A 25,397-nucleotide genomic window follows, 5' to 3' on the forward strand; every position below is an offset into this window, starting at 1 on the left:
CCCAAAATGCCGGCAGCATCGTCAACACGGTCGTGGTGCATGGCCATGACGACGACAGCACCGACGACGTGACCGCCACCGACGACGCGACGGTGACAGTCAAGGATGTGGCGCCGTCGATCGCCATCGAAAAGACCGCCGATCCGACCTCGATTGATGAGGGCTCAGCCACCGACGTCACCTACACCTATGAAGTGACGAACACGAGTGCGGCCGGCGCGTTCGACCCGCTGACGCTGACCGCGCTGGTGGACGACAATGCAACGCCAGGCGATGCCACTGACGACATCGATCTGCTCGATGGCTTCGTGGCGGGCAGCGATCATGGCACCCACTATGTGTCCGGCGACACCGACGACGACTATTTGGTCGACAGCGATGAGACCTGGACGTTCACCACGACGGTCGGCATCGACGCCCACAATGCCGGCTCCATCGTCAACACGGTCGTGGTGCATGCCCATGACGACGACAGCACCGGCGACGTGACCGCCACCGACGACGCGACGGTGACAGTCAAGGATGTCGCGCCGTCGATTGCCATCGACAAGACCGTCGATGGCGACCACGACGGCATCTTCCACTCTTCGGAATTGACGCAGTCTGGACCGCAGAACGTCACCTACCATTATGCAATAACCAACACGAGCCCGGCCGGCGCGCTCGACCCGTTGACGCTGACCTCGCTGCTCGATGACAACGGCACGGCGAATATCGGTGACGACATCAACCTGCTCAGTGGCTTCGTGGCCAACAGCTCGCACGGCACCCACTACGTGTCCGGCGACACCGACAATGACTATTTGGTCGACAGCAACGAGACCTGGGCTTTCGAAGCGACCACCGCCATCAACTTGCTGCCGAATGGGGCCAGCAAAACCAATCTGGTGACTGTCGCGGCTCACGATGACGATAGCCTGAATTCGGTCACCGCTCAGGACACCGCCACCGTAACCTCGTTCGCGGGTCCCGGCGTGCGCACGCCCGGGTTCTGGACCAATCTCGGCAAGTCGTTCTGGGATGGCGTTGACGGCGTCGGCAAGACCGGTCCGAACTTTGCTGACCACGAACTGCGCTACGTTGTCGACTTCAATAACGATAAAACGCTGGATCCAGGTAAACCGGGCCTTCTGATCGGAGACTACAACAAGAACGGACTGACCGATGCCGGGGAAGACACGTTCTTCATCTCCTATGCCGATGCACTCAAGGTGATCGATGCATCCGCCAAGGATCAGCAGGACACGCGCTTCGTTCTTGCCCGCGATACGGTAGCCACCTGGCTCAACTTCCTTGCCGGGAATCCGATCGGCGACGCTACCGATCCCAACAGCCCCCATAAATATCTCGACCAGGCAATCGACTGGCTGCAGGTGACGAATGGCGGGACACCTTCCTCCCAATTCGAGGATTGGGGTGGCGGAAGCGCGGTGAAGGCGAACACTGCAGCCTGGAACGTCGGACTGGAAACGGAATCTTCCAACGCCACAACCGAGCTTGCCGGAAACCTCATTCACCAGGAACTCGATTTCTACAACAACACCGGAATGACCTTCGAAGGAGCGATACTGCACATCTACGCCAATGATGGCGGCTGATGCCAGGAAGTGTTCCGCATGACACTGCTGCTCAGATTTCCAAAGCTCATCCTCGCCACCGGCGTGTTTGTGCTCGCGTTTGGCGAAGTGCGGTTGGCAGTGTCTGAAATCAGCACGCGCTGGGTGGTTCTTGGGGGGACGCTCGGCGCGCTGCTCTTGCTCTACATCTGGAGATCTTCTGGCCGTGTGTCCGCCGTGAATCCGCCCCCGGTTCACGTAGCCGACAGCAAGCCACAGCCGGGGAGGGGAAAGCGGCAGGCGGCGGGACCCGCGACGCCTGAGCTCGCGGCCGCACTTGCCGCCTGCCGCTCAGCCTTCGCCGCCGTCGCGCTGTTCAGCGGCGTGCTCAACGTGCTGATGCTCGCCGGCTCGCTCTACATGCTCGAGGTCTACGACCGCGTGCTGCCGAGCCGCAGCATGCCGACGCTGATCGGCCTCAGCGTGCTCGTCATTATCCTTTATGCCGGGCAGGGCGTGCTCGATCTCGTGCGGGGCCGCATTATGGTGCGCATCGGCGGCGCCCTTGACGAGGCGCTCGGCGCCCGCGTCTATTCCAGCGTCCTCAAGCTGCCGCTCAAGGTCGGGCGCAACGGCGATAGCATGCAGTCGGTGCGAGACCTCGACAGCGTGCGCGCCTTCCTGTCGGGCAGCGGCCCGACCGCTTTGTTCGACCTGCCGTGGCTGCCGCTCTATCTGGCCGTCATCTTCATGTTCCACGTGGTTCTCGGCCTGACTGCCCTGGTCGGCGCGATCGTGCTCGTCTTTTTGACCGTCCTTGCCGAGCGGCTGACACGCAAGCCGGTTACCTCCGGCACCCAGACCGGCATCATCCGCAACGGCCTGACGTCCACCGGCAACCGCAACGCGGAAGTGATCGCGGCTCTTGGCATGGGCGGCAGGATGGTCAAGCGATGGGAACACGCCAACCGCGATTATCTCGCCGAGCAGCGCCGTGTCAGCGATATCGCCGGCGGCTTCGGCGCTGTGTCCAAGGTGCTGCGTATGCTGCTGCAGTCGGCCATGCTCGGCGTCGGCGCCTGGCTGGTGATCGAGCAACAGGCGACCGCGGGCATCATCATCACCGCTTCGATCCTGAGCGGTCGCGCACTCGCCCCCGTCGACCTGGTCATCGCCAACTGGAAAGGCTTCCTGACGGCGCGGCAGGGCTGGCAGCGGCTGACCAGGATTCTCGCGGCGGTGCCGGCCGACGCCGATCCGATGGCCATGCCGGTCCCAAGCCGCCACGTTTTCATGCAGGGCGTCAGCGTCGCGGCCCCCGGCACGCAGCGCCCGCTGGTGCATGACGCCAGTTTTGCCCTTGAGGCGGGACACGCCGTCGGCGTCATCGGCCAGAGCGGTTCGGGCAAGTCGACGCTGGTCAGGGCGCTCGTCGGGGCCTGGCAGCCCGCCGCCGGCAGGATCCGCCTCGACGGCGCCGACCTCGACCAGTGGTCGGCGGAGGATCGTGGCCGCTTCATCGGTTACCTGCCGCAGGACGTGGAGCTGTTTGCCGGCACGGTCGCCGAGAACATCGCGCGTTTCGAGCCCGATGCCGATCCCGCCGCGATCATTGCCGCGGCCAACGCCGCCGGCGCGCATGATCTCATCGTCGGTTTCCGCGACGGTTACGAAACCCAGATCGGCGAGCTCGGCGAGGCCGTGTCGGCGGGCCAGCGCCAGCGCATCGCGCTGGCCCGTGCGCTCTATCGCGATCCTTTCCTGGTCGTGCTCGATGAACCGAATTCAAACCTCGATGCCGAAGGTGAGCAGGCGCTCCTGCAGGCGATCATGGGGGTGCGGAAGCGCGGCGGCATGGTCGTGCTGGTGGCACACCGGCCGAGCGCGCTCGCCACGGTCGATTTCATCCTCGCCATGAACCAGGGTCGCGTCCAGGCTTTCGGCCTCAAGGACGATGTTTTGGCCAAGCTGTTCCCGCGGCCGCAGCCACCGGTGGTCGCCGTGCCACGTCTCAGGCTCGCCACCGAAGAGCCGACGCCCGGCGCGGTGGCGGCAGGCGAATGAAGGAGGAACGATGCTGAGCTCCTCCCACCAATCCATTCGACGCTATATGCGTTTCGGTCTCGTCGCGGTCGCGCTGCTGGTTGGCGGTGTCGGCGGCTGGGCATCGCTGACCCGCATTTCCGGAGCGGTCATCGCCCCCGGGGTCCTCGTCGTCGATTCCCACGTCAAGGACGTGCAGCATTCGACCGGAGGCATCGTCGGCGAGATCGCCGTGCGCGACGGCGACCGCGTCAAGCACGGTGCGCTGCTCGTGCGCCTCGACCCCACCATGCCGGCAGCCAACCTTGCGGTGGTGACCAAGTCGCTGGACCAGCTGTCGGCGCGCGAGGCGCGCCTCGAGGCCGAGCGCCAGGGCGCCGATACCATTGCCTTCCCTAGGGATGTTCTCGATCGCCGCGACGACCCGGCGATCGCCGAGATCATTGCCGGCGAGGAACAGGTCTTCGACACGGGGCGGGCGGCCCGGTCCGGCCAGAAGAGCCAGTTGCAAGAGCGCATTCTCCAGCTGCAGAAGGAGATCGTGGGGAACACGGGCCAGGCAGACGCCAAGTCGAAAGAAATCACGCTCGTCGAGGAGGAATTGGCCAGCATACGGGAGCTGTGGAAAAAGCGGCTGATTTCCATCGACCGCCTGACGGCCATGGAGCGCGAGTCGGCGCGGCTCGACGGCGAGCGCAGCCAGCTGATAGCGGCCCAGGCGCAGGCCCAGGGCAAGATTGCCGAGATCAATTTGCAGATTATCCAGATCGATCTCGAACTCAGCACCGACGTCAACAAGGAGTTGCGCGATATCGACGCCAAGGTTGGCGAACTGACGGAGCGCAAGATCGCCGCCGAGGACCAGCTCAAGCGCATTGACATTCGTGCGCCGCAGGACGGCGTCGTTCAGCAGTCCATCGTCCATACCATCGGCGGTGTCATCACCCCCGGCCAGACAATCATGCAGATCGTGCCCGACAGCGACAGCCTGACCGTCGAGGCCAAGATCGCGCCGAGCGACATCGACCAGCTATGGGTCGGCCAGCCGGCCGCACTGCGTTTCTCGGCCTTCAACCAGCGCACCACGCCGCAGATCAACGGCACGGTCGAGCGCACCTCGCCGGACACGACCACCGACCAGCGCACCGGCATCAGCTACTACACCGTGCGCATCGCGACCACGAGCGCGGAAGTGGCTCGCCTTGGCGAGATCAAGCTGGTTCCGGGCATGCCGGTCGAATCCTTCATCAAGACCGCCGACCGGACCGTGATTTCCTACCTCGTCAAGCCGCTGCAAGACCAGATCAACCGCGCCTTCAGGGAGTGAGGCCCCAAGGCGTGCCAAGAAGGGGGCGTGCCAAGAAGGGGGCGTGCCAAGAAGGGGCGTGCCAAGGATGATGCACCTGCCGTTCCTGCGTTGGCCAATGGATCGCCGCCACGGCAGGTCGGGCAGGTTGAGACGGCTGGCCATGCTGGCCCCGTTCATCCTGTTGTTCGGCTACATCGTCTACGGCTTTCTGGGCGTCCGGTTCGACTCGCCTTGGGCGGTGCTCAGGCACCTTGCGGCGTTTCCGAACTGTAGCGCTGCGCGTGCCGTCGGCCTGGCCCCTGCGTATGTGGGAGAACCGGGTTACTGGCCGACGCACGACGCCGACCATGACGGCATAGCTTGCGAGCCTTGGCATGGGGCAAGCGGCGTCAAGGTGCATCGCTATTGGCGCACCGGCCGATAGTTCTCACAGCTCCTTTTCCGCCAGTTCGCGGAAGGCATCGGGAACCGAGCGCCGGGCTTCCAGCGCCACCGCGCCATAGCCGACCGCCTCTCTGCCAAAGCGCTGGCGGATCTTGTCGATGGCGCGGTCGGCGCCAAAGCGCGCCAGGCCCTTTTTGCTGCCGGGCCGCTGCTTCTCGTCATCGAGGCCGAGCGGCAGCTCGAGCTGCAGCTCGGCACTTTCTTCCAGCTGCGACACCGAGATCGCCAGCAGCGAGATGGTCTTCTCCCGCGGGTTGGCGGCCAGCACGCCGCGCACCAGCTCCTCGGCGATTTCGGCCAGCATCGCGGTCGCCGAAATCGGCTGCTCGAGCGTCAGCGAGCGCGTGACAGCGTGCAGATCGGCGAAACGCACCCGCACCGTCACCGTGCGGCCAGGCCGCGATTTTGCCCTGAGGCGGCTGGCGACCCGGTCTGCCAGATGCAGCAGCACAGGTCCGAAGATACGGGCCTCGGCAGGCCGCTTGCCAAGTGCCGACTGCGCACCGGCGGAATGCGATCGACGGTGGGTTTCGAGTTTTCGCGGGTCGCGGTTCCATGCCAGCGACGCCAGCTTTTCGCCGGCGGCAGGCCCGAGCAGGCGGCGCAGCGCGCCGCTGTGGGTCTTGGCCAGCTGGCCGATGGTCTCGACACCGATCTCGGCCAGCCGCGCTTTGGTCGCCGGGCCGACGCCCCACATCAACCCGACCGGCAAATCGTGCAGAAAGGCGAGCTCCGTTGCCGGATCGACCACCACCAGCCCGTCGGGTTTTGCCACTTGCGAGGCGATCTTGGCCAGGTGTTTGGTGCGCGCCACGCCGATCGAGATCGGCAGGCCGAGTTCGGCCCGTACACGCCGCCGTACCCTGGCGGCGATCTCGGCCGGCGACCCGAACAGATGCGTGCAGCCGGCGACATCGGCAAAGGCCTCGTCGATGGAGATGCGCTCGACCAGCGGCGTGAAATCGTCGAGCACTTTTATCGCGGCGTCGCCCAGCCTCTGGTACTCGCCGAAATTTCCGCCGACAAAGATCAACTGCGGGCAAAGCTCCCGCGCGCGTCGTCCCGGCATCCCGCCGCGCACGCCAAAAACCCTGGCCTCGTAGGAAGCGGCAAGCACGACACCGCCGCCGACGGCAATCGGCTTGCCCCTGAGCGACGGGTCGAGCAGCTGCTCGACCGAGGCATAGAAGGCGTCGAGATCCGCATGCAGGATGGTGGGTTCCATCCCGGCCGTTCCTTTGGGCGTTGCAGCATTAGCCGCGTCTGTTGCTAGGGGTGGTTTTGCGAACAAATAGAGAACAAACAGGGTCCGCTGTCAAGCGCGGCGCTTAGCTCCAGTGAGTTTGCTGGAGACCGGCGGTCGATTGATCTGCCTTGCCGCCGGGCGCAGGGAACATTGTCTCTCGCCACGGCGTTCATTGTCTCGATGGGACACTGTTTCGAGGAGGCCGGTATGGGCCAGTTCGAGATGATCGACCTCGTCAGCGTCGTTGACGCCTGCACGAGCGATCGCGTTGCCGGGCACTGCGTGTCGATGGCCAAGGCGGTGGAAGAGTTGCGGGTGCTGACCGGTGATTTTGTGTCGCCGGACGAGGCTGTGGCCAATGCGCTGTCTGCGGTGGCGCTAAGCCGCGGTTGCTCTGTGCTGTTCGACGAACAGCCGGGCGCCGATATCCTGCTGATGCCATAGGCACAAATGCCGCAAGCGCCTGAAAGGCGGTGCCTCTGGGACGACAATCGACCATCACCGATGCTCCGAACGCGTGGGTGCCGGCCCTCATCCATCCGTGTCTAAAACGGGCTCTGCAGGGTCCGATCACCAAGTTGGTGGTTGATCGGTCATTCGACACCAGTTCGACAAATTACGCGACGACGGTCATGGTTGCGACCTAAGTATCACAGCAATTAGGCCTAAGGTCTGATTAGTATAGGGCGTCAGTCGCGCAAAGGGCCGGTTCGCTCGGCGATTTTCACATTTGTGTTTATATTTCAATTATTTACAAGATTTTGCCTGGCCTTTTGCAGCCCGATTATCGCGTATCGCAACCAAATTTATCTAAAGTTTACTCCGTCGAATTAGCAAATTCTCATATGGCGCTGCTATAGCGAGTCGGCGGAGGTGGCTATCCCCCGAGGAGGTATCATGACATCCCGAAAAACTCTTTTGGCGGCGCTTGCCGCGTTTGCGCTCCTGGCCTCTCCGGCCCTGGCTGGTGCCGGTGGTAACGGTGGCGGCAACGGTGGTGGCCACGGCCATGGCGGCGGCAACGGTGGCGGTAATGGCAATGGCGGCGGCAACGGCAATTCCAGCAGCGGCAAATCCGGCAATAGCGCTTCGCATGGCAAGTCGGCATCGGCTCATGCCGGAAAGAAGGCCTCGACCGACGACGTGGATGACGTCGATGACGTCGAGGTCGCCGCGACACCCAAGGAAAAGAACATCCACGCCAAGCTTGGCCGGCTGAACTCGCTGCAGCGCAACATCAACGCCTATATGAACTCCAAGAGCAAAAAGTTCGCCGGCGTTCAGGCTTATGTAACGGCGTCCGCGAATGCCAAGCTCGCCACCGCTGCGCTTGAGAAGGCAAATGCGGCGGTGACGGAGGCGCAGGACGCTGTGACGGCCCAGCAGGCGCTCTTCGACGCGGCGAACGCGGTTACGCCTCCAACGCCCGAGGAGGCGGCGGCTCAGGCCGCAACGATCGCGGATCTGGAAGCCGCGGTTACGGATGCTGAAACAGCGGCTGCCGAGGCGCAGACGGCGGCCGACACCGCCAATACCAACATCCCATCGCTCGATGACGCACTCGCCGATATGGCCAACAAGCCGGTCGACCCTGAGGTCACGGACTGGGCCAACGGCGTGCTTGCCGACAAGATCGACCAGATGGCTGCCAAGCTGGCCCCTGCGCCAACGCCATAAAGCCGATCGCGGCTGAAACGGCCAATCGAACGTCCAAGCCGCCGGGTCTCGCCCGGCGGCTTTTTTGACGGTACGACGGAACTGCCAATATCAAGGGAAAAGCGTTACTAACTCTAAGTACGGCATGGAAAATCTTCACTCCCGAGTGTAGCCTTCGCAATATCGGGGTAAACGGCATCGGGGAGAAAACGACATGCCCAGGGTTTCGGAACTTTTCTTTAAAACCGCCATCGTGTTCCTCATATTGGGGATCGCGGCCGGCCTGCAGATGGCGATCTCGGGCGACCACGGCGCCTTCCCGGCGCATGCGCATATCAATCTGCTGGGCTGGGTGACGAGCGCCATCTTCGGCGGTTACTACGCGCTCAATCCACAAAAGGCGGCGCGCCGCATCGCCATGATCCACTACTGGCTGTATACCGTTGGCCTGGTGATCATGCTGCCGGCCCTCTACGTGATGTTGCAGGGAAACCCGGCGCTGGAGCCTGTCGTTGCTGGCGGCTCGCTCATCGTCGCCGCTGCCGTTCTGGTCTTTGCTTTCGTGGTGTTCTCACCCGAAACGGCGCGTTCGGTCTCCGGCGTGCCTTCGGTCTCTCGCTGACTGTTCAGCGCAAGGCGATTGAAATCTGACCCGCGTCGCGAATAGCGACGGGGGTTGGTTCGGCCTGATGGCCGCAGCCGGCGGTTGCGGCGCCTGTCGCCGCCTTGGGCTGCCGGCCCTCCCGTATTATTTCGTGACCATTTGGCACCGGAACCTTCCCTGATATGGCGCGTTGCCGCGACTGTATTCATGCTGCCTCATATATAGGCAGCTGCGAGTACGTCTAAGCGGGCAAGGGGCAAAACAGGGTTGGGGGAGGAGCACGACCCATGTCGAAAAGAGAAATCGGGGCGTCCGTCTCATTGGGCAGACGCGTCGCCGATCTGAAAGCCAGGATGCGAAACGCCCGGATTACCGAACACGAGATGCAGACCTTCCAGAAGGTCGCAGCCATCATTGGGGGCAGCGAAGGCTCCCTACGCCTAGACGCCGACGATCTGATCGCGGCGTCCTTCGTCACCGAGGCGCTGGGCGATCCCGCGTCGAACTAAAGGCCGAATCGCGCGCCCTGCCGGCGGTTGCCGGCGCCGGTCGCCGAGCGTGCACGCGCACGCTCAGCGTCGCGCGATTGCTTGCGCGCTTTGAAGGGCGAGCGGTCTCAATGGCGCTTGAAATACTGGACTTCGCGTTCGTGTTTCTCGGCCGCCTCGCGGCTGTCGAAGGTGCCGAGGTTGCGCCGCCGCCCGGTCTTTTCATCGACCTTGCGCGAATATAGGCGATATTTTCCTGATTTGAGTTTTCTGATCATCGGTCTCTCCCTGATCACCAGGGCGCCGCTGAAGCCAAGCCGCCAAGGCGCACTGGCGTGACGAACGAAGGGTTCGGCTGCAACCGGACCCTTCGAAAAATATCAGTCGCGATGCTCCGGCATCGCCTTGAGCTGGTCCTTGGTCCAGCTGGTGACGGCGTGGACGTCGCCATCCTCGTCGCGCATGAAGTCAAGCTGGCTGGTGGTGACCGCCACCGGCTTGGCGCCGATGCCAAGAAAGCCGCCGACGTCGATGACGACCTGACTGCCATGCAGATGATCGACAGAGCCGATCTTCTCATCGTCAGGGCCATAGATGGTCGCGCCTTCGAGTATGTCGGGCGTCAGTTCCGTGCTGGCGAGTCGTGCGTGGTTGGTGTGATCCATGACCGGTCTCCCTCTGGGTTGGATAAGTTGCTAACCAGCGAACGGGCGAAGAGTTCCGGGGAAATACCTCGAAAGTCCGTCGCTTCATACCTCGTCGAACGGGCCGCCGCGCCGCGCCGGATCGCGGCCGATGGCGGCTTCCTCGGCATCGTTGGGCAGGGCATCGTCACTGTCCTGGTAGGCGTTATCGTCGTCTTCCTCGGGCAGTTCGCCTTCCTTCTCGGCAGGCTTTCTTCGTCCGCCCCGTCGGGCAGGATCCGGGCGCCGCGCAGCGCATCCCTGCTGCCGCGGTGTCGGCGCTTCCACTTCGTCGCTTGGTTTTCTGCGGGGGTCCATGATCTCCTCCTTGGTCGGTGCTTGGGGTCGATGCTTGCATCGAGAATGTGGAACTCGCCGCCGGCAAGCAGGTTCCCCGAAAACCGGCCCACCTCGCTTGGGAGCCGCTTGGGGACCGCTTGGGGGAACCAATTGCCGCCAGCCTGCATTTGCAGGAAGACGATTCCAGACGGAGACCGGACAATGAAGATCTTTGTTTTCTGGCCATGCGCGCTGCTGGCAATTGCCGGCTCCGCAGCCGCGCAAGACAGCGGTGAGGATGCTCCTCCCGTGCCTTGCCAAGCGCAGCCCCAGGATGGCCAACAGCAGCCGCCTTCCTCCGATGCCGGCAATGGCAATTCGACCGCCAATCTTGGTTCTTGCGGCGGCGTGCTGCAGCCGCCGCCCAGCGGCGACCAGGGCATGACGCAGCCGCCACCGGATCAAGGCAAAACGCCGGTGATCAAGCCCGGCGAGGTGCCTGTGCAGCCGCCGAAGCAGTGATCTCGCTTGAGGTCTCTACAGTGTGGGCCAAGGCCGGCCAGTTTTGGCCAGGCGAAGCGCCGTCACCGGATCGATACCGGTCCAGGCAATGCCTGCCGCCTCGGCAAAGGCGGTGAAGGCCCGCCGTGCCTGGTCCTTGGTCAGGTGTCCAGCCCTGGCCATTTCGCAGGCCCTCAGTGCCGTGTCATAAATCTTGCCGCGTCCGGCCTGCGGCCATTCCTTGAGAAAATTCTGCATCTCGGCCAACGTCGCGATGTCGCGTTTGAAGCCGGCGCCGACCGCAATCGCCACCGGAACTTGGAGCCGCATATCGTCCATATTGAAGGTCTCCTGAGGGATCGTCCTTCAATGCGAATCATGCCGGTGCGGTTCCGGCAACAATGGGCTGGTCGGGCCGATCAATTAGTCTGCACTTACGGAACAAGACCGTATCGGAGGCGTTTGCCTCCAGGAGCCCGCCATTTTGATCTGTGCTGTTTTCGCCTCGTGCGGGAACAAGGCGGAGCTCGCCAACAACGACAGGAGACGAAGATGAAAACCGTCCTTATTCCCGCCGTCGCCGGGCTTGCCATGATCGCCGGTCTCGGTGTTGCCGCTGCCGACGAAATCATTGTCACACAGCCGGCGCAACGGCAGGTGATCGTCACCCCCCAACAGCGCACGGTCATTCGCGAATATGTCCACAAGCACCCGCTGGCCTCGGTCAACCTTCTGGGTGTCGAACTCAATGTCGGCTCTTCCCTGCCTGATACCGTCGAGCTGCAGCAGGTTCCTGACGTGCAGTATAGATACGCCGTAGTCGGCGATCACACAGTGCTGGTCGACCCAGGCACCCGCCGCATCGTCGAGGTGATTGACTGACGCTGGCGACCACTGACCGAGCTATCCTGACGGCCCTGTCGTCCCAACAAAGGCGGCAGGGCCGAATGATGAAAGGAATTGCCATGTTGCCGCATGTCGAGACCAATGTGGCGGCTTGTTGCGACCAGCTGTTGGCTGAGCGCAGCACCGCACTGTTGTCCATGAAGGAAGCGATCGCGCTGCTGCGCGAGCGCACCGGCACCGATCGTTCGGATGCCGACCTTGCCGGGTTGATTACCAAGAAAGCAGCACTGCTTGGCGTCGCGGTCGTTTCCGATCCGCATTGAAAGCACACTCAAGACGCCGGCTCAAATTTCGGCTAATGTTTTCGTGGAATCTGGACCCAACCGATCGGACCAACCACGGAGGCTTAAGTGACGGACGACAGACAGGACCGCATTCGCCAGCGCGCACACGAGATCTGGGAACAGGCAGGCCGCCCCGAAGGCGCGCATCAGGAACACTGGGAGCAGGCGACGGCCGAGGTCGATGGCGCAGCCGCCAAGCCGAAGAAGGCTGTTGCAAAGCCCGCCAAGGCAGACGCCAAGCCAAAGGCTGCGAAGCCCGCCACGGCAAAGTCCGGCAAGGCCAAGTCAAAATAGTGCAAGGGCAGAATTCGCCCGGCGGGGCCATCCGTGGCGCCCGCCGTTCAGGCTCGCCCGAGCCTCTCAACCTGACGAATTGCGGCTGCAATGGGCAGCGCAATTTGTTTGGTTGGCGTCAAGGCGAACCCGCGTCTCATGCCTCCCAGGCATAACTCGACAGCGCGAAGCGGATGCCAGCTTCTGTCATGGCCAGTTCGCAATCGGTGATCTGGCGCAGGTGCCGTAGATAGCGCGCCACCGTTTGCGGCAGCCAGCCGGCGCAGGCCTCAACATAGGTGCGGCTATGAACGAGCGTGCCGGTCGACAGCCTTTCATCCTTCTCGGCAATCACCTTCAGATACTGGCGGATGAAACGGATGTCATCGCCGATGTCCTGGCTGGCCATTCGCCATGCTCCGGCAACGCGTTCGCGCTGGTCGAGCGACAAGAGCGATAACAGTGGGGGTGACAACAGCGGGCGGGAGAGGTCGGCGAAGGCGGCATGGTTCGCTGTGCTCACGGAAAACCCCTTGGGTGAAAAAAGGTATCGTACTTTATGTACGACATGTCGTCAAGCTTGGCGCGTACAATTTGAACGAATTCAGCACCCGAATGGCGTGGCTTTTTCACAAACGAAGAGAACTGGCCCAACACACTTCGCGATGACAGCCGAAAAAATACGCTTCCCCAATCGCTCGAACAGTGCTTTAACCCGCTCATCCACAGGGGTGCTCCGTATGGTCGGGGCTGAGATGAGGGCGGCAAGCCTTCGGACCCTAAAGCTGATCTGGATAATACCAGCGGAGCGAGGCGGGCGATGTTTTCCGGCGCACAGATTTCCCTTTATCCCATGACCGACGATTTCGTCGGCGTCATCCTTGGTGCGCTCGGCGCGCTCGATCCCTGGCGTGACCGACTGCGGATCGGGACCGACGACATCTCGACGCTTCTGGTCGGGCCGCCCGAGGTGCTGTTCCCGGCCATGCGCGACCTGTTCGTGGCGGCGGCCAAAAGCGGCAAGCACTGCGTGCTTTCGGCTGCGGTTTCGCGTGGCTGTCCGGGCGAGCCCGACGATCCGATCTGCCGCTCCGACGAGACCGGCGGCCCCACCATTCCGCTGGACGAGCGCAAGCTCGCCGCGATCCGCGCCGTACAGGCCACGCCATCGACCAGCCAGCCGGTGGCGGCGCAATTCTCGCTCTATGTCATGGGTACCGGCGACCACATGGACGAGATCTATGGCTGCATCGATTTCCTGAAGCAGTCCGGTGTCTTCGAGCGGTCGAAAAACTTCTGCACCAAATTACGCGGCGATGCCGGTGCGGTGTTTGCAACGCTCGCAGAAGCCTTCTGCCGCTTCGGCCCCGGTGCCGGCCACGTCACCCTTGACATCACGATTTCGGCGAACAGCCCGAGCGCCGTCTGAGCCGCGGCTCAAGCGTCGTTCGTCGAGGATATTGCCGTGGCTGTTTTGCCCAATCCATCGCGTGGGGGAGATGCCTCCGCCTCTGACCTCCCCCTGCAGGAGGGAGCGGAAGCTTCGGCGATTGGCGAAGGCATTGGCGAAGGCCAATCTCCCCCCTTGTGGGGGAGATGTCTGGCAGGACAGAGGGGGGCGCTGTCCCGCCCGCTTTTCAACTGGTTGCACGCGCGCCCTTCGCCTATTGCTTCCGAACAGGTTTCGCAAAGTGGCGTTCCTTCGCGCCCCCCTCTGTCCCGCCGGACATCTCCCCCACAAGGGGGGAGATTGGCCTTCGCTATCGCCAAAACCATTCCCGCCGCCATCGCCTTCGCCCTGATCCTTGCAGCCTGGGAGGTCTACGCCCGCTATGGCGGTGTCGCCCCCACCATGCTGCCGGCGCCGTCGCGCGTGCTGCTGCAGGCCTGGGAGAACCGCGCCGCCCTTGCCGAAAACACGCTTCCCACCATCCGCGCCACATCAGCCGGCTTCGCCTGCTCGTTGGTCGCTGCCTTCGTGCTGTCGGCGCTGGTCGATTTTCTGGCCCCGCTGCGCCGCGCGCTCTTTCCGCTGCTGATCGTCAGCCAGACCTTGCCGCTGGTGGCGATCGCGCCACTCATCGTGCTGTGGTTCGGCTTCGGGCTGATGCCAAAAATCCTGCTTGTCGCGCTCGTCACATTCTTCCCGATGATGGTGGCGCTGGTCGAGGGTTTTGCCGCCACGAGCACGGAGATTTCGCAGATGCTCGCCGCCATGGGGGCAGGGCGCTGGCGCATCTTCTGGCTGGCGCGGCTGCCTTCGGCGTTGCCCTATTTCTTCGCTGGGCTGCGCATCTCCATCACTTACGCCGTCGTCGGCGCGATCTTCGCTGAATATGCGGGGGCGGCGAAGGGGCTTGGCATCTACATGCTCAACGCCAAGAACAATTTCCGCCCCGATTTGGTGCTCGCTGCAGTCGCCGTCAGCGCCGCGCTCACGCTCATCCTGTTCGGCATTGCCGTGCTCGTCCAGCGTCTCGCCATGCCTTGGGAAAATGCGGGGAGCGATAGCGACGACCGCAAGCGTTCGGGAGAGAGCCGCCAATGAAACGGCTCGAGCTCCGCGACATCAGCAAAAGCTTCGGCGCGCTGGAGGTGCTTGCCGGCATTTCGCTTCACGTCGCGGCCGGCGAGTTCGTCTCCATCCTCGGCCCCTCGGGCGCGGGCAAGTCGACGCTGTTCCAGCTGCTCACCGGCGCGCTGAAAGGCGAGGGCGACATGCGCTTCGACGGCGCGCCCTTGGATGGCAGCCCGTTCGCCTTCATGCCACAGCGCGACGCATTGATGCCGTGGCGGCGCGTCATCGACAATGTAACGCTGGGGCTGGAAGTCCAGGGCGTGTCGCGACGGGCCGCCCGCGAGCAAGTCGCGCCGCTGTTCGCCGAGTTCGGCCTTGCCGGCTTCGAGCGCTCCTGGCCGGCGGAACTCTCCGGCGGCATGCGCCAGCGCGCCGCGCTTTTGCGCACCGTGGTGCAGCAGCGTGACATGCTGCTGCTCGACGAGCCCTTTGGCGCGCTGGATGCGCTGACACGCGCGGCCATGCAGCGCTGGCTGGAAGGCATGTGGCGGCGTCATCGCTGGACGGCGTTGCTGATCACCCATGATGTGCGCGAAGCCGTCTATCTCTCCGACCGCATTTATCTGATGTCGGCGCGGCCGGCCCGCATCATCAGCGAGATTGCCGTGCCGCTGCAGCGCCCGCGCACCACCGGCAGCGACGCCGCGCGCCAAGCCGCCGCACTCGAAGCCGACATCCTCGACACGCTGCTCAATCCCGGGGTTGACCGAGCCTCGTTCCCGCAGACCGCTCAAAGGAGATCATCATGACCGAATTCACACGCCGGCAAGCCCTGCTTTTGACGCTGGCTGCCGGACTGCCGCTTGCCTCGCGCGCTCAAGCGGCCGCGCAAAAAATCACCGTCGCGCTCGACTGGACCGTCAACACCAACCATATCGGCCTGTTCGTTGCCCGCGACAAAGGTTTTTACGACGAGGCAGGGCTCGACGTCGACATCCTGCCCTATGGCGATACCGGCGCCGGCACGCTGGTCGCCAACCGAATCGCCGATTTCGGCATTGCCGGCGTTGGCCTGTTCACCCAGCGCGCCGCCGGCGCCGATCTCAAGGCGGTCTACGCCGTGGTGCAGCAGGAGACCGGCCGGCTGGTCTTCAACGCGGATCGCAGCGAGATCAAGAGCCCGAAGAATCTCGACGGTCTGACCTATGGCGGCTTCGGCAGCGCCTGGGAAAACACGCTGATCTCGACCATCATCCGCCACGATGGCGGCAAGGGCAGTTTCGAGACCGTGACGCTCGGCACCTCGGCCTATGAGGCGCTGGCCAACGGATCGGTCGACTTCACGCTGGAGGTCTCGACCTGGGAAGGCGTCGATGCCGAGTTGAAGGGTATCAGGCAGCGCAACTTCCGCTATGCCGATTATGGCGTGCCCGACGAGCACACCACTGTCATTGCTTCAAGCGATGCCTATCTCCAGGCAAACCCGAAGGCGGCGTCGGCCTTCGTCGAGGCAACGCGACGCGGCTATCAATTCGCCGTCGACCATCCGCAAGAGGCCGGCGATCTGCTGATCGCTTCCAACAAGGATGCGCTGACCGACCCGGCGCTGATCCACGCCTCGCTGAAAATGCTGGTCGACGGGCACTTTTTGCGCAGCCAGGACGGAGTCATCGGCACGATCGATAAGGTCAAGATCGAGGCCATCGGAACCTATCTCTTCAACGCCGGCATTCTGCTCGACGCCGACGGCAAGGCGCTGAAGGAGAAGCCGGATTTTGGAGCGTATTTCACGAACGAGTTTGCGGTATAGGGGTGGTCAGTTTCCCCCGAGGCTAAGCGCCTTTTTGCGGTCGGCCTTGGCACGTTTCTGGTTGCCCTTGGCCGCCCAGGATCGGCTTCGGCCGGTGTAGGCGTCGGCATATTTGGGATAGAGCTTGATCGCTTGATTGAAGTTGGCGATTGCGCCGTCTTGATCGCCCGTATGTGCTTGCACAAGACCTCTGCCGTAGTAGCCCCCGGGACTGTTGCGATCGATCTGGATCGCCATGTCGAAGTCGTCCCGCGCCTGCTTCAAGTCGCCTTTGACGACCCACAGAATCCCGCGATCGACGTGCATTTTGGCGACGAGTGGACTGAGCTCGATTGCCTTGCCATAGTCTGCAATCGCGCCGTCGTAGTCGCCTAAGGTCATTCGGCTGATCCCTCGACCGTAGACGTTCGCCGCGTAGGTGGGATCAAACTCGATCGCTTTGCTGAAATCATCGATTGCACGTCTGTGGTCATTCTTGGCCGTCCAGGCGAATGCGCGAGCGGAATAGTAGCTGCTGTTCTTCGGCTCGATTGCGATCGCACTGCCATAGTCCGCTATCGCCCGATCGTAATTCCCTCTCTGCGCCCATGCGAGGCCGCGATATCCAAAAGCCCTTGCATTGTCGGGATCGAGCGCTATCGCATGATCGAATTTTGCGATCGCAAGGTCGTATTTGCCTTTGCCGTAAAGGGCGATGCCGCTCTCGGTGCCAGCGGACGCGGTGTCGGTCTCTGGCGCCGGCTTGTTTTTCCCCTTCTCTGCCATCGCCAACTGCCGACCTTGACGGGCAGTTTCATATTTTGGATCAAGCTCGAGTGCCCGGTCGAAATCGGCAATGGCACGGTCGTAGTCGCCCATATAGTACCAGGCGCCGCCGCGTCCGAAATAAAACGGGGCATGGTTTGGTTCCATTCCAATCGCGTGGTCGAAGTCGGCGATGGCCTTTTCTGGCTGTCGCTTCTTCACCAGCGTCAGGGCGCGGCCGTTGTAAGCTTCGACATAAGAGGGATCGAGTTCGATCGCCTTGTTGTAGTCATCCAGGGCGCCGTCATATTCGCCCTTCTGCAGGCGTGCCAAGGCACGTGCTGAATAGGTCGTTGGTTCGTTGGGAGCGAGTGCCACAGCGCGGCTGTATTCAGCGATTGCTCGAGCGTATTTGCCTTTCTTGTAAAGGGCGTCGCCGCGTTCCAACAGTGCCAGGACAGCTCTCGGGTCTGGAGCGTTTTCGGTGTTTGCGCTCTCGCTTTGTCCTTTCGCAGCCACTGCCGCTTCGCGCTCCTTGCGGGCCTCGGCGTTGTCAGGTTCGAGGCTCAGCGCCATGTCGAAATCGGATATTGCGCGGTCGTAATGTTTTTTGTCCGCCCACAGCGTGCCTCTGAAGAGATACAAGGAGGCGTCTTGCGGCTTGACCGCCAGGGCCTGGGTGTAACCCTCTATGGCGCGATCCTTTTCGCCTTTGAGCGACAGCGTCGAGGCACGCAGGGCGAGCAGCTCGGGATCTTTCGGATTGAGTTCGACCGCTCGGTCATAGTCCGCGAGTGCTTTGTCGAAATCGCCTTTCTGTCCCCAGGCCAGGCCACGGGCAAAGTGCGCATCGGGCAATGCCGGATCGATGGCGATCGCCAGATTAAGGTCGGCAATCGCCCTGTCATAGTCGCCCTTTTCCGACCACTCGCCGGCGCGATTTGAGAAAGCTGCGGCGTTTGACGGTTCGAATTGCAGACCCTTGGTGTAGTCGGCAATGGCGAGGTCAGGTTCCTTCTTGCGGCTCCAGGCCCAGCCGCGGCTGAAATAGGCGTCGGCATGTTGCGGGTTGAGCGCGAGCGCCCGTGTGTGCTCGGCGATGGAGCCGTCATAGTCGCCCTTCTTGGCCAGGGCGACGCCGCGTCGGTAATAGGCCCTCACATTGTTCGGATCGAGCTTGAGCGCGCTGCCGTACTCGGCGATCGCCTGGTCGTATTGGCCCTTGCCGGAAAGGCTGTCGCCTCGCCGAATTGCAGCCAGAACCCTCGGGTCGGTTGGCTTGGCAGGCTCCTGGGCTTTGGATGCTGCCGGATTATCGTCGGCCTTGACGTCGCTGCCCAGCGCTACCCGATCTTCGCAGGCGCTTGCCCGCCCCGCATCGAAGCTGGCGACATGGCCGCAATCGGCCAAGGCATGCTCGCGCTCGCCCTTTCTCACCCACGCCGCCGCCCGGTCCTCATAGGCATTCACCAGGGACGGATCGATGGCCAGCGCCAGAGTGAAATCCGCGATCGCGCGGTCGACGTCGCCCTTGTTCGACCACGACAGGCCTCGATTGTAGTAAGACTTGGCGTCCTCCTTGTTAAGGCTGACGGCCTTGTCGAAGTCTGCGATCGCTCTGTCTTCATCGCCCTTGTTGCTCCAGGCGATTCCGCGCAGGCCATACGCGGTGGCATTGGCCGGATCGATGCCGATCGCCCGGTCGCAATCGGCGATGGAGCCGTCGAAGTCGCCTTTCTTGCTGAAGGCGCTGGCACGGTTGACATAACCGCCGGCATCGCCGGGCAGCAACGCGATCGCGCGATCGTAATCGGCTATGGCGCGATCATAATCCCTCTTGTGCACCCACATGACGCCCCGGTTCAGGTAACCGGTCCGGAAATTCGGATCGAGCGCGATGGTCTGGTCCAGATCGGCGATGGCGCGATCCATGTCGCCTTGGTTGTAGAAGGCCTGCGCGCGCTGGAAATAGGCAAGCAGCCGGGCGCGGGAAGGCTTCGTGCGGTCCTCGGCGATCGACGTGCAGGCGGCGATGCGCTGCGCCGGCGCGACAGTCTCGTCATTGACGCAACCGCTCCGATCCGTGCCCGCCGTACGCGCCGGCTCGGCAAACGCTACAATCCCCACCAACGCCAACGCCAAAAGCGGGCTGCACGAAAGCATTGCGACAAATCTGCGCGACAACGCGCCGGAGCTGCGTAACACGGTTCTGAACTCCCCCCGGAAGTGCCGCGACTGTTCTCGCGGATACTTCTATAGTTCTCTTTTTGTTCCGAAATGCAAGCAGAAATTGCGGCGGCTGCATTTGCGCGCTCTGTCTGGGTGGGGCGATAGGCTCCTAGTCAGATTTCTTCGAACTGGCTGGCCGGGAGAGTGGCACCGGCCGACGCCGCACTAGGCTGCACGCGCGCCCTCACATATCGATCATCGAGCGCTTCACCCGGCCGATGATGGTGATGGCGCCTTCGAGCGCCGGCGGCGGGATGTCCATGTAGGAGGCCGGCTGGAAAGGCGGGTTCTCGTTGGGGCGATAGCGCTTGTAGGTGGCCTGGCCGCTTTCGTCCGAAATGACGTAGCAGCCATTGGTCACCAGCCGCTTGTCACGCAGGTTGACGAAGATGATCGAATCCGGCGGCGAGATCTTGTTCATCGACGGGCCGTCGACGCGTAGCGCGATCCATTGGCCCTGCTCGAGATCGGTGGTGGGGATGGTCGGATAGTCACTGAGATTGGCCACCATGTCCTGGCTGCCGAGTTCGCCGGCGCTGATCCACGAGACGATAGGCACGTCGACCGTGGCCAGCGACGGCATCGGGATCTGCCGGCCCGTTTCGTCGAAGCCGAAATGGCCGCCCGCAAGGCTGCCGCCCTCGCCATTGAAAAGCAGCCAGCCGGGATCGACGCCGAACAGGCGGCCATATTTCTCGGCTGCCTTGCGCGACAGCGGCCGGTTGCCGTTCTCGTGGCTGATCAGCGTGTTCTTGTTGATGTCGCGCAATGCCCGCGCGGCATCGCTCGGCGAGGCATAACCCGCCTCCGCCCGTGCCTGCTGCAATCTGTGCCTCGGTTCCTGCATCGTACAAATTGCCTGAAATTTATCGTCCAATACGTACGATTTCGCTTGCGTACGTTTCGTACATATCGTACGCTTAGCGCATGATCGAACAAACCGCAAGCGTTTCCGCAGGCATCGTCAGCTTTCTCCAATCGTCCGGGCTGTCCTCCTCCCCGGTCCGGACGCAAGCCGGGGCTTTTGCCCCGGATCCGGTCGACCTCCCCCTGTCGATCGGAACGGCCGGAGCCGTTCCTCTCCCGGCTCCGGCCACTTCTTTGCGCCAGGGCGCCGCCGGCGCGCCGGGGGCTGCTGCCGTCGGGCAGGGCATCTCCTGCATCCGCACGGAAGATGGCACCGTCATCCTGTTCGACCGGCTGACGGGCAGGGCGGTGTCCGGCCTCACCAGAGTGGCGGCCGAAGCCGCGTTGCGGCGCCTCGCCGCCGACTCCCTGCCGGCCGCCAGCACCGCCTGACCACACCGAACCAGACGCTTTGAACCTTTGTGCGGCCTTCGTACCGGGCCGCTTGCCTTTGCGCGCAATCAATGGATCCGACATGACTGCCTATACCGACACCGAATTGCAGGAGATCGCCGTCTGGCTCAGGGATGGCCTGTCGGCCACCAGGATCGCCGTCCGCTTCACGGCGCTGCGCGGCAGCCCGGTCTCGCGCAACGCCATCATCGGGATCGTCCACCGCAACAGCGCCCTGAAGACCATCGGCTTTGCCAATCCCAAGGGCGGCCGAGCCGGTGGAAGACCCAGGAAGAATGCGACGGGGAAGACTGCGGCCAACGAGAACACGACCCGGAAGAATCCGCCTGCACAGCCAGCCAAGCCCGCAAGGCGGGCAGAAGCTTCGAAGCAGGCAGCACCAACCACGCCGGTCGCCAGGCAAGCCACGTATGCGTCGGCCAGGCCTTTGTTGCCAGCTCGCCCGGCGCGCTCGACCCCGGGCGAGGGGCGGCTGGTGGTGGACGGCGAGATTTACCGCTTCAAGCTGCCGGCGCCGCGCTCCGCCGCCATCGGACGCCAGCCGCATGTCGCCGCCATGCGCTTCATCGACTGCCTGTTCAACCGCTGCCGCGCGCCGCTCGACCTGACGCTGGAAGAAGACCCGGAGAAAGATGCACCCGGCAGCCGGCCGGGGCTGGAGATGCTGTGCTGCGGCCTGCGCACAAGGGCACTGAAGAGCTACTGCACCTATCACCAGGCGCGTTTCCACCGGCCGGTGGCCGAGATGGTGTAAGCGGCTAGGCTCGGTTCCTTCGGAGGGACGACACAATGGATCGATAGGCCGACGGGACAGCGCCCCCCTCTGTCCTGCCGGACATCTCCCCCACAAGGGGGGAGATCGAATATCGCCACCGGTTTCGCCAATCGCCGACGTTGCAAAAAGGCGCAGCCGCGGAAACTGCCGATCTCCCCCCTCGTGGGGGAGATGCCCGGCAGGGCAGAGGGGGGCGCGAAGGAACGCCAACCTTCCAGCTCAACAATCCACTCCACAAGGGCCATCCAATGAGCAAAAAAACCGCGCAGAAAGCAAAGCCCCCAAAACTCCCCAAGGACGAGGCCGAGCAGGTGCGCATCCGCCGTGAGATCGGCCATGATTTCGCGCTGAAGGACGATCGTTTCGGTCGCAAGCGGCTCAGCGTCGGCACCGAGGAGGCGCGTCGCGTCTACGAGGTTTCCAATGGCGGCTACACCGCGACCGGCGGCGTCGTGCGCGTGCGCAATGTCGATCCGCTGGTCGGCATCACCTCGCTGACCCGCCAGCAGCGCGAGGCCGGCCAGCGGTTTCGCGATGATTTCGAGCGCGCCTCGCGTGATGGGCTGCGGCCGATGCTGTGGGAAGAGCGCGTCGATGCCAGCCGCATCGGTGGCGGCATTCCCGACCGCGTGCTCAACGCCGGCCGCGCCCATACCTGCGCCAGTGCCGCATTGGCCCACTGGGAACTGGCCGACACGGTCCGCAATATCTGCCTTGAGGGCCAGTCGGTGAAGTCGCTCGCCGAGCGCACCGGCGAGGGACGGGATGTGGTGGTGAAGCTGCTGAAAGTCGGGCTCGACCTGCTGGCCGTGCATTACGGGATGATGCTGATGCGGAAGCCGCGATGAGACCGGCAGTCCGCGCAAGGCAAAGTGCCCGGCCGGCAGATGCCGGCCGGACCGGTTACGCTATCGGATCACCGCTCGCAAACGCGGATTTCCTCAACGATTCTGTGATGATGGCGCCAATGCTTGACCAACTCTACGTGGCAGCGGCGATGATGCCTGTGGTACCTGTGGTACCTGAAGCCGTTATCGTAGGCATCATACTGATAGTACGGGCGAGGAGCGTAGTAGCGATCGCCGTAATAGTCGCGATAGCCGTCATTGTAGTAATCGTCATCGTAGCCGTTACCGATGCCGATCACGACGCGCCCGCCGGCATTCGCCGGGGCGATCATCGCCGCCGCTGCGGCGACAGCGATAATCGAAGCAAGCAGGAGCTTTCTCATGGCTGCCTCCTGTTCAAGGTTGATCTAATATAACCCCCGGGACGCGACCTCGTTCCAAAGTTTTGCAAGATGTGAACAACCTTGCGCGCGGTGCCGCATAAGGCAGGCCTGGGCGCTGCCTCGATTCGGAGTTGTATGAAAACAGGCGCTTGAAGCGGTTCGATGAATCAATATCTGAGTCGCTTCACGCGCCTTTCTTGCCAAGCTTCGCCGGCCCCGCCTCGCCAGCATCCGGCGCTGGCTCCCACCCAAATACACTGCGCCCGCCGAGCAAATGCGACTGGTCGAACTCGCCGGCAACGATCTCCTTCAGGCTCGGCCCGGTGACATAGCGCTCCAGCCGCCGTGCCTCGCCATCCAGCCGCTTCAGCGCGCCGAGTTCTTCCTCGCGGCCGAGCTTGGCCTTGGCGACGGCCGATTTCAGCACCGCGATCGTCTCGTCATAGACTTTCAGCGGCACCGGGAAAGGGTGGCGGTCCTTGCCGCCATGGGCGAGCGAGAAGCGCGCCGGATCGGAGAAGCGGCACGGCGCGCCATGCACCACCTCCGCCACCATGGCCAGCGCCCGCACCGTTCGCGCGCCGACGCCTGGCACCAGCAGCAGTTCAGGAAAATCAGCCGGCCCGCTTTCGATTGCCGCCGAGATGTTGCCGTGCAGCCGGTGCATGACGATGTCGCTCTCGCGCACGTCGTGATGCGCCGGCATCACCAGATTGGGCAGCGTCGGCTGCGCCGCCGGTATCGCAGGCGGTGCTTTTGTCGGCGGCTCCAGCACGGCAAGCTCATCGAGGATTCGCTCCGGGCTCATGGTCTTCAACAGGTCGAGCTGCCCTGTCCGCGACGGCTCGGCGCGGTGGTCGGTGAGGTTGACGATCTCGCCCTGGGTCTCGCCCTCGATCGCCGCATGCGGCTGATCGACGAAGCTGGTCAGCCCTTCGGACAGCCAATGGTAGCGGCGCGCCTGGCGGCTGTCGCCGTTCATGCCTTGCTGCACCACCACCCAGCGGCTGTCGTCGGTGACGATGAAGCCGTGCAGATAGAGGTCAAAACCGTCCTGCACGGCGGCACTGTCCACCTTGGCGACCAGCCGGCTGGCGGTGGCCAGTGCCGCGCCATCGATGCCGACGCGCTCGCCGATCGCGGTCAGCTCCTGCGGCGTCTTGCGCGAATGCGCGCCGCGCCCGCCGCAGACATGAATGCCGAGTTCGCGCGACATCGGGTTCAGCCCGCGCTTCAGTGCGCCGACGACCGAGGTGGTGATGCCGGAGGAATGCCAGTCCATGCCCATGACGGCGCCGAAGGACTGGAACCAGAAGGGATGCGCCAGCCGCCGCAACAGCTCGTCGCGGCCATAGTGATGGATGATCGCCTCGCACAGCACCGCGCCCAGCCGCGTCATGCGCTCGCCCAGCCATTTCGGAACCCGCCCGCCATGCAGCGGCAGATCCGCACTGCCGCTTCGCTGCGTCAAAGGTTTGCCTCCGTGGATGCCGGCGCACCGGCGGTGCGCCTGTGATCTAGATGGCATTTGGGGGGAGATTTGCAAGCAGGCAGGCGCCTCCGCCTTTTCGCTCGGCTGTCCCCCGCCTGCGCCATCCTTGCGATCCCACCAAAACCGTTTGAATATGCGTGCCGCCGCTTGGGGGAGCACACGTGGCGCACATTGCTGTGGTCACGCATGAATATGACCGGTTTCAGACGCCGTGGCGCCCGCTGCGCCGGCGCGACAGCCCTTACATGCTGTTCGACATCCTGGCCGAGCTTGGGCAACGCGGCCACCGGGTGAGGCGGCTTTGCGGCCTGTCGCAACCGCCCGATGCCGACCTCGCCATCCTGCATATCGACGCCACCATCGTGCCGCAAGCCTATCTCAACTATGCCGCCCGTTTTCCGTTCTGCCTGAACCTTGCCGTCTCAGACATTTCCAAGCGCCACGTCAGCCAGGCGCTGCTGCGCGATGGCGATGGTTGGCTCGGGCGGGTGATCGTCAAGAGCAACCTCAACCACCACGGCCTGCCCGAAGCGCGCTTCAATCTGCGCGCCGCGCGCCATGGTCACGAAATACCCTTTCCCGGCGCGCGCGAAATGCCCCGCTATGAGGTTTTCGCCGCGCGTGACGACGTGCCCCCCGAGCTGCTCGAACGGCCCGATCTTGTGGTGGAAAAATTCATCCCGGAAATCGTCGCCGATGGTTTCGGCACCCGCATCTGGGTATTCTGCGGGACCCGCGAACGCTGCGCCCGCTACGTCTCGCCCAACGCCGTGGTCAAGGCCTCCGAGACGATCAGGCGCGAGCCGGTGCCGGTCCCCGACGAAATCCGCCAACTGCGCGAAGAACTCGGCTTCGACTACGGCAAATTCGATTTCGTCATCCACCAGGGTCAGCCCGTGCTGCTCGACGCCAACCCGACGCCGGGGCGCCCGAAAAGCGTGCGCTCGATGCTGGTGGAAGCAGCGGCGAATTTGGCGGATGGGTTTGAAGGGATGGTGGGGAGGGG

The 25,397-nt window shown here is 63.5% G+C and carries 30 protein-coding genes and 1 riboswitch; of the genes, 20 read left to right on the forward strand and 10 right to left on the reverse strand.

Going from position 1 to position 25,397, the window contains the following annotated elements; all coding sequences use genetic code 11:
• The 4 genes from H0241_RS34390 to H0241_RS34405 form a co-directional block, all read left to right on the forward strand.
• Positions 1-1,598 (forward strand): hypothetical protein (locus H0241_RS34390; RefSeq protein WP_210285185.1); only part of this gene is annotated, 1,598 nt, incomplete at its 5' end.
• Between the two features lie 18 nt (positions 1,599-1,616).
• Complete coding sequence (locus H0241_RS34395; RefSeq protein ID WP_181062151.1) at positions 1,617-3,620, forward strand: type I secretion system permease/ATPase; 2,004 nt, start codon at positions 1,617-1,619, stop codon at positions 3,618-3,620.
• 10 nt (positions 3,621-3,630) lie between these two features.
• Positions 3,631-4,926: an HlyD family type I secretion periplasmic adaptor subunit gene (locus tag H0241_RS34400; RefSeq protein ID WP_181062152.1), complete on the forward strand. Its 1,296-nt coding sequence runs from the start codon at positions 3,631-3,633 to the stop codon at positions 4,924-4,926.
• 142 nt (positions 4,927-5,068) lie between these two features.
• A complete protein-coding gene (locus tag H0241_RS34405) occupies positions 5,069-5,332 on the forward strand; it encodes an excalibur calcium-binding domain-containing protein (protein WP_235984620.1) in 264 nt (87 codons plus the stop codon).
• 3 nt (positions 5,333-5,335) lie between these two features.
• Here H0241_RS34405 and dinB read toward each other — a convergent pair whose 3' ends face one another.
• The gene (gene dinB, locus H0241_RS34410) at positions 5,336-6,577 is read right to left on the reverse strand and encodes a DNA polymerase IV (RefSeq protein ID WP_181062153.1); all 1,242 of its coding nucleotides are present in this window, start codon (positions 6,575-6,577) and stop codon (positions 5,336-5,338) included.
• A gap of 228 nt (positions 6,578-6,805) precedes the next feature.
• Here dinB and H0241_RS34415 point away from each other — a divergent pair, with 228 nt between their 5' ends.
• The 4 genes from H0241_RS34415 to H0241_RS34430 all read left to right on the forward strand — a co-directional run bounded on the left by H0241_RS34415 (position 6,806) and on the right by H0241_RS34430 (position 9,367).
• The gene (locus H0241_RS34415) at positions 6,806-7,042 is read left to right on the forward strand and encodes a hypothetical protein (protein WP_181062154.1); all 237 of its coding nucleotides are present in this window, start codon (positions 6,806-6,808) and stop codon (positions 7,040-7,042) included.
• A 453-nt stretch (positions 7,043-7,495) separates the two neighbouring features.
• The gene (locus H0241_RS34420) at positions 7,496-8,275 is read left to right on the forward strand and encodes a hypothetical protein (protein ID WP_181062155.1); all 780 of its coding nucleotides are present in this window, start codon (positions 7,496-7,498) and stop codon (positions 8,273-8,275) included.
• A gap of 193 nt (positions 8,276-8,468) precedes the next feature.
• Positions 8,469-8,876 carry a hypothetical protein gene (locus tag H0241_RS34425; RefSeq protein ID WP_181062156.1) on the forward strand — a complete coding sequence of 136 codons (408 nt, stop codon included), beginning with the start codon at positions 8,469-8,471 and terminating at the stop codon, positions 8,874-8,876.
• A gap of 269 nt (positions 8,877-9,145) precedes the next feature.
• Positions 9,146-9,367, forward strand: coding sequence for a hypothetical protein (locus tag H0241_RS34430; protein WP_181062157.1), 222 nt, complete (start codon positions 9,146-9,148; stop codon positions 9,365-9,367).
• Between the two features lie 107 nt (positions 9,368-9,474).
• Here H0241_RS34430 and H0241_RS34435 read toward each other — a convergent pair whose 3' ends face one another.
• The 3 genes from H0241_RS34435 to H0241_RS34445 all read right to left on the reverse strand — a co-directional run bounded on the left by H0241_RS34435 (position 9,475) and on the right by H0241_RS34445 (position 10,347).
• Positions 9,475-9,624, reverse strand: a complete 150-nt coding sequence (locus tag H0241_RS34435) for a hypothetical protein (protein ID WP_142870100.1) — start codon at positions 9,622-9,624, stop codon at positions 9,475-9,477.
• A gap of 102 nt (positions 9,625-9,726) precedes the next feature.
• Positions 9,727-10,011, reverse strand: coding sequence for a PRC-barrel domain containing protein (locus H0241_RS34440; RefSeq protein ID WP_142870101.1), 285 nt, complete (start codon positions 10,009-10,011; stop codon positions 9,727-9,729).
• 84 nt (positions 10,012-10,095) lie between these two features.
• Positions 10,096-10,347, reverse strand: coding sequence for a hypothetical protein (locus tag H0241_RS34445; protein ID WP_181062158.1), 252 nt, complete (start codon positions 10,345-10,347; stop codon positions 10,096-10,098).
• A gap of 183 nt (positions 10,348-10,530) precedes the next feature.
• On the opposite strand from H0241_RS34445, the gene H0241_RS34450 reads away from it, so the two are divergent.
• Positions 10,531-10,830, forward strand: a complete 300-nt coding sequence (locus tag H0241_RS34450; protein ID WP_181062159.1) for a hypothetical protein — start codon at positions 10,531-10,533, stop codon at positions 10,828-10,830.
• A 15-nt stretch (positions 10,831-10,845) separates the two neighbouring features.
• Here H0241_RS34450 and H0241_RS34455 read toward each other — a convergent pair whose 3' ends face one another.
• A complete protein-coding gene (locus H0241_RS34455; protein WP_181062160.1) occupies positions 10,846-11,148 on the reverse strand; it encodes a DUF982 domain-containing protein in 303 nt (100 codons plus the stop codon).
• A gap of 213 nt (positions 11,149-11,361) precedes the next feature.
• Here H0241_RS34455 and H0241_RS34460 point away from each other — a divergent pair, with 213 nt between their 5' ends.
• The 3 genes from H0241_RS34460 (at position 11,362) to H0241_RS34470 (ending at position 12,293) form a co-directional block, all read left to right on the forward strand.
• Complete coding sequence (locus H0241_RS34460) at positions 11,362-11,691, forward strand: DUF1236 domain-containing protein (protein WP_181062161.1); 330 nt, start codon at positions 11,362-11,364, stop codon at positions 11,689-11,691.
• 65 nt (positions 11,692-11,756) lie between these two features.
• Positions 11,757-11,978: a hypothetical protein gene (locus H0241_RS34465; protein ID WP_235984621.1), complete on the forward strand. Its 222-nt coding sequence runs from the start codon at positions 11,757-11,759 to the stop codon at positions 11,976-11,978.
• Positions 11,979-12,065: 87 nt separating this feature from the next.
• Complete coding sequence (locus H0241_RS34470; protein ID WP_181062162.1) at positions 12,066-12,293, forward strand: DUF2934 domain-containing protein; 228 nt, start codon at positions 12,066-12,068, stop codon at positions 12,291-12,293.
• 136 nt (positions 12,294-12,429) lie between these two features.
• Here the strand turns inward: H0241_RS34470 and H0241_RS34475 are convergent, their stop codons facing one another.
• Positions 12,430-12,795, reverse strand: coding sequence for a hypothetical protein (locus H0241_RS34475; RefSeq protein ID WP_181062163.1), 366 nt, complete (start codon positions 12,793-12,795; stop codon positions 12,430-12,432).
• Between the two features lie 194 nt (positions 12,796-12,989).
• A riboswitch (TPP riboswitch) is annotated at positions 12,990-13,102 on the forward strand.
• On the opposite strand from H0241_RS34475, the gene H0241_RS34480 reads away from it, so the two are divergent.
• The 4 genes from H0241_RS34480 (at position 13,093) to H0241_RS34495 (ending at position 16,600) form a co-directional block, all read left to right on the forward strand.
• On the forward strand, positions 13,093-13,701 hold the full coding sequence (locus H0241_RS34480; protein WP_181062164.1) for a YkoF family thiamine/hydroxymethylpyrimidine-binding protein: 609 nt from the start codon (positions 13,093-13,095) through the stop codon (positions 13,699-13,701). It overlaps the preceding riboswitch by 10 nt.
• 321 nt (positions 13,702-14,022) lie before the next feature.
• Entirely contained in the window at positions 14,023-14,820 is a 798-nt protein-coding gene (locus tag H0241_RS34485; protein WP_235984622.1) for an ABC transporter permease, read from the forward strand.
• Positions 14,817-15,599, forward strand: coding sequence for an ABC transporter ATP-binding protein (locus H0241_RS34490; RefSeq protein ID WP_181062165.1), 783 nt, complete (start codon positions 14,817-14,819; stop codon positions 15,597-15,599). Before H0241_RS34485 ends, H0241_RS34490 begins: the two co-directional genes overlap by 4 nt.
• On the forward strand, positions 15,596-16,600 hold the full coding sequence (locus tag H0241_RS34495; RefSeq protein ID WP_181062166.1) for an ABC transporter substrate-binding protein: 1,005 nt from the start codon (positions 15,596-15,598) through the stop codon (positions 16,598-16,600). Before H0241_RS34490 ends, H0241_RS34495 begins: the two co-directional genes overlap by 4 nt.
• Positions 16,601-16,606: 6 nt before the next feature.
• Here H0241_RS34495 and H0241_RS34500 read toward each other — a convergent pair whose 3' ends face one another.
• Complete coding sequence (locus H0241_RS34500) at positions 16,607-19,471, reverse strand: tetratricopeptide repeat protein (RefSeq protein WP_328824964.1); 2,865 nt, start codon at positions 19,469-19,471, stop codon at positions 16,607-16,609.
• 286 nt (positions 19,472-19,757) lie between these two features.
• The gene (locus H0241_RS34505; RefSeq protein ID WP_181062168.1) at positions 19,758-20,420 is read right to left on the reverse strand and encodes a LexA family transcriptional regulator; all 663 of its coding nucleotides are present in this window, start codon (positions 20,418-20,420) and stop codon (positions 19,758-19,760) included.
• Between the two features lie 80 nt (positions 20,421-20,500).
• On the opposite strand from H0241_RS34505, the gene H0241_RS34510 reads away from it, so the two are divergent.
• The 3 genes from H0241_RS34510 to H0241_RS34520 all read left to right on the forward strand — a co-directional run bounded on the left by H0241_RS34510 (position 20,501) and on the right by H0241_RS34520 (position 22,516).
• Positions 20,501-20,872 (forward strand): hypothetical protein, encoded by a 372-nt coding sequence (locus tag H0241_RS34510; protein ID WP_181062169.1) that lies wholly within the window; start codon positions 20,501-20,503, stop codon positions 20,870-20,872.
• An 82-nt stretch (positions 20,873-20,954) separates the two neighbouring features.
• Positions 20,955-21,647, forward strand: a complete 693-nt coding sequence (locus tag H0241_RS34515) for a GcrA cell cycle regulator (protein ID WP_181062170.1) — start codon at positions 20,955-20,957, stop codon at positions 21,645-21,647.
• Between the two features lie 269 nt (positions 21,648-21,916).
• Positions 21,917-22,516 (forward strand): DUF6456 domain-containing protein, encoded by a 600-nt coding sequence (locus tag H0241_RS34520; RefSeq protein WP_181062171.1) that lies wholly within the window; start codon positions 21,917-21,919, stop codon positions 22,514-22,516.
• Positions 22,517-22,584: 68 nt separating this feature from the next.
• Here the strand turns inward: H0241_RS34520 and H0241_RS34525 are convergent, their stop codons facing one another.
• Entirely contained in the window at positions 22,585-22,899 is a 315-nt protein-coding gene (locus tag H0241_RS34525; RefSeq protein ID WP_181062172.1) for a hypothetical protein, read from the reverse strand.
• A gap of 184 nt (positions 22,900-23,083) precedes the next feature.
• A complete protein-coding gene (locus tag H0241_RS34530; protein ID WP_181062173.1) occupies positions 23,084-24,370 on the reverse strand; it encodes a DUF763 domain-containing protein in 1,287 nt (428 codons plus the stop codon).
• 182 nt (positions 24,371-24,552) lie between these two features.
• Between H0241_RS34530 and H0241_RS34535 the strand changes: the two genes are divergently transcribed.
• A partial coding sequence (locus tag H0241_RS34535) for an ATP-grasp domain-containing protein (protein ID WP_181062174.1) occupies positions 24,553-25,397 on the forward strand: 845 nt, incomplete at its 3' end.

Origin of the sequence: Mesorhizobium neociceri, from assembly GCF_013520985.1 — a bacterium.
Classification (GTDB): Bacteria; Pseudomonadota; Alphaproteobacteria; order Rhizobiales; family Rhizobiaceae; genus Mesorhizobium; species Mesorhizobium neociceri.